The following is a 14090-nucleotide window of genomic DNA, read 5'->3' as shown; positions in this document are numbered from 1 at the left end:
TTCATTTTTGCTTAAAATAGATCCATTAGCTTTTCAAGTTCGTCCATGGTGAGATCCTCATCCCCCACATCACTAGGTGTGATCTGACTCTCATCCTGTGATAGACAATGTGAGATCAATGCCTTCACATTCTTTTCTAAGAGTTCCTTGAACTGTTCGATCGTACGTTCTTCGAATTCAAGGTGATGATAGGATATCGTCACATGGAGCATGGCTTGTTCTACGAAACTAACAATATCCAGCCCATGAGGTTTCTCGGATTCAGGGCTCAGCGATTGTCCTGCATGCCATGCAGAGCGTCTCAGTTCACCGCCGCCGATCTGTTCATCAAACTGACCAAGATAGTTAAAGCTGATATCTGGTGTAACTTGAAAATCGATATCGTCCTTCATCTTGTCAGGCGTTAAGTATTTTAAAACGCCATAGCCGATGCCCTTGTTCGGAATGTGTCTGAGTTCCTCTTTTAAATACTTGATCTGATAAGAAAGATCGTCTGCATGCGACATATCCAATAACACAGGATACATACTAGTAAACCATCCGATGGTCCGTGATACATTAACCGCAGGGAGGATGTCCTCTCTCCCGTGCCCTTCAAGATGAATAAAGTGTCTGTCTTCACCTGTCCACTCTTTCATGGACAATCCTAATGCCGTCAGCAAAATATCATTGATTTCTGTTTGATAGGCTTCATGTACATCCGTCAGCAGACTGTGTGTTTCCTCCTCAGACAATGTAAAACGAAGGGTCTCTGTATGAAGCATTCGTTGATCCTCCGTGACATGGTCCTTTTGAAGCGGAGGAACGGAATGCGCAAGCACCTTTTTCCAATACTCTCTTTCCGATAGCAGCTCATCTGACACAGCGTATTCAGTCAGCTTCTGGGCATATTCTTGGAAGGAGTGTGTTTTTTCAGGGAGGGTAAGAGTTTCCCCGCGCTTCAACTGTTCATAAAGAGCCATGAAATCTTCAAGGAAAATGCGCCATGACACACCATCAATGACAAGATGGTGTACAGCGAGCAATAAATGATCTCCTTGATCTGTTCGGAAAATGGCAGGTCTCACTAAAGGCCCGTCTGCTAGCGATATACTCGCCTGCACTTCATTTGCCAGCTTTTCTACCTGCTGAATTTGCTGCGACAGCTCTCCTTTTACTTCCACCACATCAATTGCCACATTGTTTTCCTCGATTCCTCGATGACGCTGGATGACGCGCCCTTCTTCGAGCGGATATACCATTCGCAATGCGTCATGATGAATCATGAGCTGCTCCAACACTTGCTGAACGTTTTTCTCATTTAAACCATTTGGCGCATGAAGCATCATCGATTGGTTCCAGTGATGCTGATTCGTAAAGTTTCGTTCAAAGAACCAGCGCTGAATCGGTGTTAAAATGACTTCTCCTTCGACAGGTGATTGGTCGGCTGTGAGAAGATCAGCTTCTTCAATATATGGGCGAAGCTCCACAATGGTCGGATACTGGAATAGAAGTTTCATATCGAGCTTCCAGCCTGCTTGCGTGAGTCGGCTTGCCATTTGGATGCCTTTAATCGAATCTCCGCCAAGGAAGAAAAAGTGATCGTGAATGCCGACTTGGCTGACGCCAAGGACATCTTCCCAAATGCCGCAAAGCAGTGTTTCCACTTCGTCTCTTGGTGCTTCGTATACCGTTTGGTTCGCTTCGATATCAGGAGCTGGCAATGCTTTGAGATCGACCTTTCCATTGGCCGTCATTGGAAATTGGTCTAGTTTTATGATCCATGATGGCACCATGTATTCAGGCAACGTTCGTTTTAGGCTTTCTTTCAGGGTTGTTGTTTCTTCAGCCGCGATGACATAAGCGATAAGTGCATCTTGATCACTCGCATCTTTGACCGTTGTCACGACGGCTTCTTTGACCGAATCCAGCGTCAGGAGCTGCGCTTCAATTTCTGACAGCTCAATACGGAAGCCGCGGATATTGACCTGATGGTCTATTCTACCGAGATAAATCAGCTCACCATCCTCTGTCCATTTCACTAGATCGCCTGTGCGGTACATGCGCTCGCCCGGATAAAATGGATCTGGGACAAATCGTTTGTCTGTTTCTTCTGGAAGATTCCAGTAGCCTCTTGCCAGTCCTTTTCCTACGATCACGAGCTCACCTGGTACGCCCGGCGGCGACAGGTCGTATAAAGAACCCATGATGTAAAAACGTGTATTGGCAATGGCTGTTCCTATCGGAATCGTGCCTTGTTCTGGATCGATCATTCCGCTTGTCGCTACGACTGTATTTTCAGTTGGACCGTAGTTATTGACGAGTTTGTATGGGACTGGCTTCACTTGTTTCAGCTTGTCTCCGCCTGTTAGTAAGTAGCGTAAAGAATGGTTGTCCATTGACATAAACTGCTCGCATAACTGGGTCGGCAGGAAGGCAATGGTGATGCCTTCTTTATTGAAATACGCATTGAGCTTGATCATATCGAGACGAATCGCTTCGTCAATAATGTGCAGCTCTGCGCCGGCGATCCACGTCGGGAACATTTCCCAAATGGAGGCATCAAAGCCAAAGCCGGCATATTTCGCAGTTCGATCTTCGTGCGTCACTTGGAAGGCATCATTGTGCCAGAACGCAAGATTCACAAGGGACTGGTGCTCGACCATGACACCCTTCGGCTGTCCTGTCGTCCCAGAGGTGTAAATCATATAAGCGAGATCCGTTGGTTTGATATGAACCTGAATCTCGTGAGCTTCTCCTTCTACGGCATCTTCTATGAACAGCACTTGACCTGTAAATGAAGATGGTGCAGTGAGTCCTTTTTGCATCAGAAGCACCTCTGCCCCGCAGTCTTCCAGCATGTAGGCAATACGCTGCGCCGGATAATCTGCATCAATCGGAACGAATGCCGCACCTGCCTTGAGAACGCCAAGGACAGCAGCTGTCATATCAAGGGATGGGCGGGTGAGAATGCCGACGCGGCCGCCTGGTTTTGTGCCGTTTGCGATGAGTCTTGAAGCGACTACATTCGCCCGGCTGTTCAGTTCTTTATACGTCCAGCTCGTTCCGCAGAAGGTTGCCGCTTTTTGATGAGGTGCTTCTTGTGCCTTATCCTCAATCAAGGCATGAACGGTTTGATCTGACGGGACGTCTAGAACAGGACCTGACCATTCGTTCAGCTGTTTTTGCTGCTGCTGCGGTGACAATAATTGCATTTGATCTAACGATTGATCTGGCGCTGACACCATTTGTTCCAGCAAATGAAGGAAATATTCTTTCCACTTTTCAATTGACGTCTTTTGAAAGATAGAACAATTAAAATCAAACACGAGTTCAATTTGATCTGCGGATTCGTTTCCAGTTAAGGTCAAATCAAATTTGGCAATATTCTCTTCGAATGGCTGTGGTACAATGTGAAGCCCATCCATTGATAAATCACGAATATCCGCATTTTCCATTGAGAATACCACATCAAAAATTGGATGACGGCTTGTGTCGCGAACCGTTTGCACCTGATCTACCAATTCTTCAAATGGGTACAGCTGATGCTCATTTGCCTCTAACACAAGCTGATGAACATTTGAAGCAAATTCAGCAGCTGTCTGATGTCCTGATGGTCTTGTTCTAAGTGCCAGCGTGTTCACAAACATGCCGATCACAGATTGAATATCAGGATGGGTTCTGCCAACAACCGGAGAACCAATGATGATATCTTCTTGTCTTGAAAGCTTGCTCAAAAGAATACTGTAGCCAGCAAGCAGGACTGTATAGGTCGTACTGTTGAGCGCTCTAACGAGTTCGTCCAATTTCGCTTTAAGCGAACCTTCGATTGTAAATGAGACACGATCTCCTGCGAATGTTTGCACTTTTGGCCTTGGCAGATCTTCTGGCAGTGCCAGTACAGGCAGCTCCCCTTGTAATTGATCCAGCCAGAAAGCCTCTTCAGCTGCTTTTTGCGCAGCAGATGCCTCACTTTTTGACCAAACTGCATAATCCTTATATTGAACAGGTAATTCCTCTAGTTTGTCTCCTCGATACAGGGCTGATAGCTCCTCAATTAAAATGCCAACAGACGCACCATCTGAAATGATATGATGCATATCAATCAGTAAATAATGGACATTTACGGAGACGGAAACCAGCCCTATTCTGAGTAAAGGCGCTTTTTCTACATCAAATGGCCTGATAAAGTCATTCATTAATTCCTGTATGTCTCGGCCGTTCTGTTCAATTTTTTCAATGTCTATAGAGACATTTGTTTCAATGCGTTGAACAGGTTCATTCTCAACAAAATCAAAGCTCGTTCGGAAAGCTTCATGACGTTGGACTAGCTGATCAATTGCCTTTTCAAATCGTTTTTCATCAAAGGCGCCTTCTAGCTTTAAGGCAGCCGGCATATGATAGCTTTGCTCCGCATCAGTCATTTTCTCCAAAACAAACAGTCTTTTCTGAGCAGATGTCACTGGATAATAGGACGCCTCTTTGGCAACTTCTACTCGCTTGATCTCCGTTTGATCCGCTTGATCAACCGCAAGGGCGAACGCTTCTAATGTTGGGGATTCAAATAAAGACTTCAATGTGAGCTCCACCTGCATCTTTTCATATAGCCTGTTCAGCATTTTCATGCCGCGCAGCGAATGGCCCCCGCATTCAAAGAAATGATCGTGCCTGCCGATTCGCGGCACTTCAAGAACTTCCTCCCAAATGTTCGCCAGCAGACGCTCTGTTTCTGTTTGAGGAGAGGTGTATTCATTTGCCCCCTGCTCACTGAGATCAGGTGCCGGCAGCGCCCGTCTATCGACCTTGCCATTATTCGTCAAAGGAAGCTCGTCTAATTGCATGAAAAATGCCGGCATCATATATACAGGCAGTTCACGTCCTGCTTGCTCGCGCAAATCAGATAATGAAACAGATCCTTCCGCTGTGAAATACGCACATAAGGTGTCATTCGAAGCAGCAATGACGACAGCTTCCTTCACCTGAGGATGCTGCAGCAGCTGGTGTTCAATTTCACCAAGCTCGATACGCTGTCCGCGAATCTTCACTTGATGATCGATCCGTCCAATGAATTCAATATTTCCATTCGGCAGCCAGCGTGCAAGATCGCCCGTTTTATACATGGTCTCTCCAGGGCGGAAAGGATTTTTGACAAACTTTTCGCTTGTTAGTTCTGGCTGCTTATAATATCCTTTCACCAGTCCATCACCAGCGACACATAGCTCTCCCGCCACACCCGGCGGCTGAACATGTCCAAACTCATCTACAATATAAACAGCCGTTTGACTCACTGGCTTTCCGATTGGGATGGATAACGCCTGCTTCTCAATATGATTCACAGGATAATATGTGGTGAAAATTGTGCTCTCAGAAGGTCCGTACATATGAACAAGCTTGTCTTTCCCAACTGTCTCAAGTGCAGTCACTACATGAGGCACAGAAGCACGTTCTCCGCCAAACAGCACTTTTCTTACGTTTTTCAGGCTGTCTTTTTTCATGTCGATAAGTAAGTGAAAAAGAGCTGTTGTGATCATTAAAATACTGACTTTTTCCTTCTCAATCGCTCCAGAAAGCTCATTCATGTTTAAAATATGATCCTTTGGCAGAACAATGAGTTTCGCTCCGTTTAATAATGCACCAAACACATCAAACATAAAGGCATCAAATACATAGTTTGAGAGGCTCATCACCGTGTCTTCATGATGAATGGTGAGATAATTCGATTGCTTCACCGTTCTCAAAATGTTCCGGTGTGTCACCATATTTCCTTTAGGCTTACCGGTTGTACCTGATGTATAGGTCAAATTCGCCAAGTCCTCAGGTAAAATATGAGCATCTATAGGGCTGTCTGACTGCTGAGCAATCGCTTGATCTTCTGTTTCTATGATGGTTCCCTCAAATGCAGTGAGCACCGAGCGATGGCGCAGCACTTGATGTGTCAGTAAGAATTGTGCACCGCTGTCTGTTAAAAAGTGCTTCACGCGCTCATCAGGGAAATCGGGGTCAATTGGTACATAGACACCGCCAGCCTTAAGCACAGCCAAAACAGAGAGCACCATTTCATTGGAACGTTCAAAGAATAAGGCCGCTTTCATCCCTTTTTCAAAACCATTTTCACGCAAATAATGAGCAAGCTGATTCACTCGGTCATTCAGCTCTTGATAAGAAAGAATCTCATCTTCACATTGCAATGCAGGCTGATGACCATACTGCTGCACCTGTTTTTCAAACTGCGTCACAATGGTTTCTTCTGCTGGATAAGGCGAAGGTAACGGATTCCACCTATTTAACTGAGCTTCTGCTTCTTGTTCAGACAGTAATCGATAGGATTGAATAGCTTCCTGCGGCGCTTGAACCATCTGCTCCAGCAGATAAACATAATGTTTCATCATCTGCTCTGCCGTACTTCGTTTAAATAGCGCCGTACTGTAATCAAGTACAAAGGATAAACCTTGATCGGACTCCATCGCTTGCAGTGTTAAATCAAATTTCGCAATATGAAAATTGGTTTCTTCAACCTCGACCAGCATGTCTCCAATATGCTGGGCTGCTCCATGATCTGGCGCGAGTGTAAAGACGGTGTCAAACAATGGATGACGGCTAAAATCTCTTGGCACATTCAGCTTTTCAAGCAGCCGTTCAAATGGATATTGCTGATGCTCAAATGCCTGCATTGTCTTTTTCTTTACTTGCTCAATCAACTGAGACATGGTTCCATTCGGATCTACCTCAGACCGCAAAGCAAGTGTCTGGACAAACATACCGATCATGTCATTCAAATCTGTATGCACACGCCCTGCCGCCGGAGTTCCGACCACGAATTCCTTTTGACCTGTATATTTGGCAAGCAATGTATAGTAAGCAGAAAGCAAGACCGTATACAGTGTCGTGTGATGGTTTGCTGCAAGCTCCTGTAATTGATTCTTTAACGCTTCATCTATTTCTTTGATGACACGATCACCTGCGAAAGACTGGACAGCTGGACGCTGATAATCAGTCAGCAGCTGTAAAGCCGGAATATCACCCGAAAATTCTTGCAGCCAAAATGCCTCTTCTTTTTGAAAGCCTTGGTGCTGTTGCCAAACAGCATAATCTTGATATTGAAGCTTCAATGGCGCTTTAACCGATCCCTCGTAAGCATCTGACAGCTCACGCAGCATCAAATCGATCGAAAGACCATCTGAAATCAAATGATGCATATCGAAAAAGAGCAAATGCTCCTGATCATGCAATGACTGCAAACCAATTCGAAGAAGCGGCGCACACTCAAGATCAAAAGGTCTGACAAATTGCTGCATGTTTTCTTCCATCGTACCGCCTGTCAGCTGTTCTATTTGAAAGGACACTGATGAAACGATCCGCTGACGAGGAACACCTTTTATCGTATGAAAAGAAGTGCGCAGCATATCGTGACGTGAGATCAGTCTGCCAAAGGCTTCAGTCAGCTTCTCAAGCTGCAGAGTTCCTTTTAACCTCACAACAGCAGGCATATGATATGCAGTGCTTTGCTCCAATTGACTCACCATATAGACGCGCTGCTGTGGAGGCGACAATGGATAATGATCAGCAGCCGGCGCTTTTGGTATCACCGTTTCAGAAGACCTTTCTGCTTGCTCAATATAAGCAGCTAGAGCAGCAATTGTCTGCTGTTCAAATAAAACGGAGAGCGGCACCTCCACTTCAAAGTCTCGCTGAACCTTGGTAAGTACGGTCATCGCTTTGAGCGAATGCCCGCCTCGATCGAAGAAAGAATCATACACACCGATCTTCTCTTGATCTAGAATGTCTTCCCACAAATGAACAAGCTTCGTTTCTATATCGTTTCTAGGTGCCGTATAAACAGCATGTACCGCTCTATCACCTTTTAATGCAGCAAGTGCACGACGGTCGACCTTGCCGCTGACTGTGAGCGGAAAAGCATCGAGCTCTTTGAAATAAAGAGGCATCATGTACGCTGGAAGCTGATGTTTGATAGCCGCTTGCAGCATGTCAACAGACACACCTTCATGACGAGCTTGATAATAAGCACTTAACGCCTTTTCTCCATCCGCTTCGTCAACCACTAGCACGACAGCCTTATCAACTCCATCTACCTGCTCCATCACAGCTTCAATCTCGCCTGTTTCTATCCGGTAACCCCTTATTTTCACTTGATCGTCCATTCTGCCAAGATAATCAATCGTACCATCCGGAAGCCATCTGACTAGATCCCCCGTTCGATACATCCGCTCATGTGGAGAAAACGGGTCTGCTGTGAATACCTTCTCCGTCAATTCAGGCTGATTCACATAGCCTCGCCCAACACCTATACCGGCAATGCACAGTTCTCCTGCTGCCCCATGCAGCTGTAATTGATCATATTCATTTAAAATATAAATACGATGATGACCAAGCGGTTTTCCAATCGTCACATAGCGCTGTTCAGTTGATTCGCTCAGCTCACTGAGATTCAGGCGATGCACCGCCGCATCCACACACGTCTCAGTTGGACCATACACATTCCACAGAGTAAAATCAGGCTGACTCATACGAACTGCTTCGATGAGTGAACGTGCTGCTTTCGCAGGCAGCGCTTCTCCCCCAATCAACATGTGTGTCAATGACAGCCCGTCCAAATCCGCAGCAAGTAAAAGCTGCACATGCGCCGGTGTTCCATCTGCCGCTTCAATTTGATGTTTTCTGTAATAAGCCGCTAGCTGCATGCCATTTCTCGTCGTTTCTCGCGGGATGATATGAAGCGTATGTCCAAATAAAAGGGCAGCAAAGATTTGTTTGACCGATGCATCGAAATGGAATGGGGCTATAAGCGCCATTTGTAGCTCATTCGCCCCTTGATAAATCTCATGATGCAAAGCATGGACCAAATGATGAAGCTGAAGATGCTCAATCATGACACCCTTCGGCTTTCCAGTCGTACCCGATGTATAAATCATGTAGGCTAAATCATCCGGCGCCGTCTGATCTATAAGCTCAGGCAGCCGTCCATCATCTAATAATATTTGCTGCAGCACGATCAATTTTTCCGAGAGGGCTGGGTACTCTTGAATGAACGATTCCTCTGTTAACACAATAGAAGCACCTGAATCCTCCACAATAAATTGAATGCGCTCCTCAGGTAATGCCGGATCAATTGGTACATATGCCCCGCCAGCCTTTAGTATGCCGAAGACTGCTACCATGGCATCTGTCTTCCGCTCCATCAAAACAGCAACAGGCACATCACGTGAGATACCTTTCATTTGTAAAAAACGTGCCAGCTTTTCTGCCTGTTGTTGCAGCTCTCCATAAGTAATTGTTCCATTTTCTGCTACAACGGCTGTCCGGTCTGCATATTTGTTGGCTGTCTCATCAAACAGGTGATGAACCGGTTTTGCTGCTGGCCTTTCAAACGATTCTCCTTCAGATAATTGCAGCAGCTCCTTTTGTTCACCTGCTGAAAGTAAAGGCAGTGTCCCGATCAGCTGATCAGGCTGAGAGACGGCCGCTTCTAGTAATATCAAGAATCGATCAAACATCTTACTCATTTCTTCTTCTGTGAATACATCTGTACGGTAATCCAAATCAATGGTCAATGTATCAGTATCCCAGCGGTCTTTCACATGTATTGAAATATCATTCATTCCGCTCCCGCTAAAAATCGGTTCAGTAATGAACGACAGATTCTCTTTTTTCTGCCACTGCATCACCTGATACTCTAAAGAAATATCAAAAAGGCGTCCTGTAAACCCTTCTCTTTCCCGCAAATCATTCATGAGCAAATTGTAAGGGTACTTTTGGTGTCGCAAGATCTTCATTTGATCCGCCATGACCTGCTTTACGAAATCAAGAAACGATTGCGACCCTTGAACAGAAGCACGCATTGGAATCGTAGATACAAACATCCCAATCATCTTTTTTTCTTTGGCATTCGTCCGGTTGCCCATAAAGGTTCCAAGAACGACATCCTCCATACCGCTAAAGCGATGTAAGTAAATATAGACAGTGGACATAAACATCGAAAGCATACTGACTTTCTGTTCTTCACAAAAAACACGAAGCTTCTCCTTTAAAGAATCTGGAACATCCCCTGAAAATCGCTCCGCATGCAAACTCATCTCGTATCCCTTATGCGGTTTTAAAGATGCGAAGTCTGGAATATGAGCAAATTGCTCATTCCAAAAAGCTTGGTCTTTTTGAAAACGTTTAGAAGATTCATAGGTCTGCTCACTCATGATGTGATCAACGAAGGAAATCTCCTCAACTGGCGAGATGTCTACTCCTTGCAGCATGTCATGATATAAATCAATAATGCGATTTCCCATTAAAATGATGGAAATACCATCCGCGACAATATGATGTGCTTTACAGAACAGCCAGCACTCTTGATCACTGATTTGAAACACCGTAAATTCAATCAAAGGGCTGTCAATAAATGGCATCGGCTCACGAATCTGCTCGTTTGCCCAAACCCTTACTTCCTCTTCACTCCAGCCCTTTTCCATGCGAATCGGCTGTTTTTCATAAGGTTTGATATATTGAACAGGCTCCTCTTCTTCATCTCGATACACGAGCCTCAGCCGAAGAGAGTCAGTTTGTCGAATGTACGCTTGAAGCACATCGACGACCAAAGAAGGATCGAGACCAGATGCTGATCTCAACCTGGCGAATCCACCCAAATTAGAAATACTTGTACCTGGATAAAATCTTTCCGTGTAGAATACTCGCTTTTGCGCATGTGTTAAGGGGTAATAAACTGTATTCATTCTCATCCTCCGCCTCTTCTATGTTTTCTCCACCAATTTCACCCTGCACCCTCTATATCAAAAGAACCAAGTCTATTTCATTAAAATAGACGGTTAAACAGAAAAGGAGCCCACCCCGAATAAAACGGAGGGACTCCCATTTTCATTCGGTAGCCTGCCGACCTTAGCAAAAAAAGAATCATTTACCTTAGGACATGGCTTTGCGTCTCTATGTTTCCATAGATTTGCCTTTTTCTTCTTTTCTTTTAGATATTTTCTATTTACGTCCACTTTATATGAAAATATTGTTTTTTTCACCGAAAAATGGGTGTAAAGATTCATGCGTTATACCGAAGGGATCCTGTGAGAATTGACGATATTTACCGAAAATAACTAATAATAGTTGCGTTCAACCGAAAATAATCGACTAAATACCGCAAAAATTTCATATTTTCCCTTAAATTTTGAAAATATGACCGAAAATGTAGGATAGAGGTCTCCTTGCGTTCCCCGCAAATTCTTAAATCTTAAGAACTATATTCCCTAAAAAAGTGAATTTTTTTACTGTAAAAACAACAAAAAAAAGAGCTGTCATTTCAAATGACAACTCCTTGTTTCTTCATTATATTTACATCACCTTAGACAGACCAATCGTTTTTTCAATAATGAGCAGCGCAATGATAGAAATGATAATAAATATGACAGATATCGCATTGACACTTGGATCAAAGGTCTGCTCAATGTAATTAAAGGTCCTGACAGGAATTGTAATGGTTTGAGGAGAGGAAACGAACAAACTGATCGATATTTCCCCAAATGACGTCACAGCTGAAAACACCCCTCCTGCAATGATTCCCGGCTTAATCAAAGGTAATGTGACTCGAAAAAACGTGCGAATGGGTCCTGCGCCAAGATTCATTGAAGCCAGCTCAAGCCGCGGATCTAAATTCGAAACACTCACGCCTACCGTTCGAACCACATAGGGAAAACCAATGATGACGTGACCAATGACGAGCGCCCACAAAGACCCTGTAAAACCCATAGCCGTAAACAAGTAAAGCATTGCAATCCCTAACACCACCTGAGGAATCATGAGAGGTGACAGAATGAAAGCTTGGACAGCCTCCTTTCCCTTAAAGGAAAGCCTTGCTAAAGCATACGAAGCCATTGTCCCTAAAAGAACCGTGAGAGGCGTCACGATGAACAGCAGAATCACACTGATCCGAAGAGATTCCATCCATTCTGGATTTGACACGACCTCATGAAACCAGCGCACAGAGAACGAAGTCGGTGGAAATTCAGGAAAGGCATTTGGACTAAAAGCAGATAGGACGATCACAAGAACAGGTATGGTTAAAAAAAGATAAACCAATGACCCAGCAGTCCAAATCAGGATGGAAAGCAAGCGGTCACCTATTGACTTTTTACGCATGCATCCTCGCCTCCCAACGCTTCAATAAATAGCTTAATAGACTGACTACCACAAGCACACAAACCAATAATGTAAAGGACATAGCTGCAGCAAGAGGCAGATTATACACCTGCATGACCTGCTGATAAATTGACAGCGGCAGCAGCGGCTGCATCCGTCCGCCGACTAACAGCGGGGTGATATAACTTCCTGCTGCCAATGAGAAGACGATGATCGCGCCAGTCACCATGCCTGGAATGGTCAGTGGTAAGGTGACATGAAAAAAGGTTCGAATCCGGCCAGCTCCAAGACTCATAGAAGCCGGTCTTAAGTGACGATCCATATCGGTTAAGCTTGTTGCGATCGGCAGTACTGCAAATGGCAGCATGACTTGGACATAGGCAATAATGACCGCATTCATATTCCACAGCATCGAGAGCGGCTTCTCAATCACCTGTAAATCTAGTAACATGCCATTGATCAGACCATTTTGCGAAAGAAGAACAATCCATGCAAATGTCCGAATCACAACACTTGTCAAAAGCGGCGACACAAGTAGGATATAGAAAAATGCCCGCAAACGCGGATTAGGTGCTTTGACGAGCACGTATGCTGCGGGGTATGCCATCAATAAACAAATCACCGTTGTCTGCAAAGCCACCCACACAGTACTTCCAATCGCCTTTACATATGCATCTGTCGTGAACACATGCATATATTGAGAAAAGCTATACGTTTGTAATGTATTCATCATCGAATCGACATCGCGAAAACTGAGAACGAGCATCATCACCAGAGGAGCTAGTAAAAATACTACAAGAAACAAACAGGCTGGCAGCAGCATAAACCAATGAAATCGTTGATTCTTTTTCTTGATTCGCATCACGTATGCACCTTCGAATCTAAGAAAACGATATCTTCAGGCTGCCAATGGATATGGACGGTTTCTCCAACTTCAGGCAGTTCGGGAAATGCCGCATCAGAAGCATGGACAATGATTTCACCATTATCAAGCCCCACAACCAAACGTAATGAATGCCCAATATAACTCACATCTGACAGCACGCCTGATACATGGTTCGGCTTTACTTCCTCCCGCTCAGAAGAGATGCTGATTCTTTCAGGACGCAGCATAAGCAGTTGCTTTTCCCTCTTCTCTTGATGTGCCGCAGCCTGCAGTTGAAGATGCTGACCGTTTGAATGGGTGACATGCGGAACTGTAAATGCCGCATCAACTTCATTGTACACGGCCTCAAAGATGTTCACCTGTCCGATGAATTCAGCTACAAATCGATTGTTTGGCTGGCGGTACACCTCTAAAGGCGTCCCAATCTGCTGAATTCTTCCCTCTCCTAAAATTCCAACCCGATCAGAAAGGCTTAAGGCTTCCTCTTGATCATGTGTCACAAGAATGGTGGTAATCCCGACATTCCTTTGAATATTTCGCAGCTCTGTCTGCATGTTTTTTCTTAGTTTGGCATCTAGGTTGCTGAGCGGTTCATCAAGAAGGAGAACAGACGGCTGAATCGCCAGCGCTCTTGCAATCGCTACCCGCTGCTGCTGACCACCGCTTAATTGGTGGGGCATCCGTTTCGCAAATGCCTCTAATTGAACAAGAGACAAGCTTTCCATTACCTTCTCTTTAATTTCCGCCTTCTTTTTCTTTTGAACCTTTAGCCCGTACGCCACATTATCAAATACAGTCAGATGTGGAAAAAGTGCATAGCTTTGAAAGACCATACCTGTTTTTCTTTGGTAAGGCGGCAAAGCTGTCACATCCTGATCGCCAATATAGACGACGCCTTTTGTTGGTTCTAAAAAACCGCCAATGATGTTTAATAATGTTGATTTTCCGCAGCCGCTAGGACCAAGAAGGGAGAAAAACTCTCCCTCATTCACCGTAAGACTGACATCGTTGAGAGCAATCTGCTCACCGAAGTGCTGACTGATGTGTTCTAAATGAATTCCACTCATGCGATCAC

Annotated in this window: 4 protein-coding genes and 1 riboswitch; all 4 genes read right to left on the bottom strand. The window is 44.8% G+C overall.

The genetic code is table 11. From position 1 onward, the window contains the following. Positions 1–11: 11 nt before the first annotated feature. The 4 genes from NSQ76_RS02195 to NSQ76_RS02180 all read right to left on the bottom strand — a co-directional run bounded on the left by NSQ76_RS02195 (position 12) and on the right by NSQ76_RS02180 (position 14082). Entirely contained in the window at positions 12–10718 is a 10707-nt protein-coding gene (locus tag NSQ76_RS02195; RefSeq protein ID WP_341052115.1) for a non-ribosomal peptide synthetase, read from the bottom strand. A gap of 145 nt (positions 10719–10863) precedes the next feature. Continuing rightward, positions 10864–10957, bottom strand: a riboswitch (cyclic di-GMP riboswitch). Between the two features lie 368 nt (positions 10958–11325). Further along, on the bottom strand, positions 11326–12129 hold the full coding sequence (locus NSQ76_RS02190; protein ID WP_024424298.1) for an ABC transporter permease: 804 nt from the start codon (positions 12127–12129) through the stop codon (positions 11326–11328). After that, positions 12122–12991, bottom strand: a complete 870-nt coding sequence (locus NSQ76_RS02185; protein WP_025092818.1) for an ABC transporter permease — start codon at positions 12989–12991, stop codon at positions 12122–12124. Before NSQ76_RS02185 ends, NSQ76_RS02190 begins: the two co-directional genes overlap by 8 nt. Further along, on the bottom strand, positions 12991–14082 hold the full coding sequence (locus NSQ76_RS02180) for an ABC transporter ATP-binding protein (protein ID WP_034624014.1): 1092 nt from the start codon (positions 14080–14082) through the stop codon (positions 12991–12993). The genes NSQ76_RS02185 and NSQ76_RS02180 overlap by 1 nt, the downstream gene beginning before the upstream one ends. Positions 14083–14090: the final 8 nt, after the last annotated feature.

Source organism: Bacillus sp. FSL M8-0256 (assembly GCF_038005765.1).
Taxonomy (GTDB): Bacteria; Bacillota; Bacilli; order Bacillales; family Bacillaceae; genus Bacillus; species Bacillus safensis.
The sequence above is the reverse complement of the archived record's forward strand: the minus strand, read 5'-3'. Positions and strand labels throughout refer to the sequence as shown.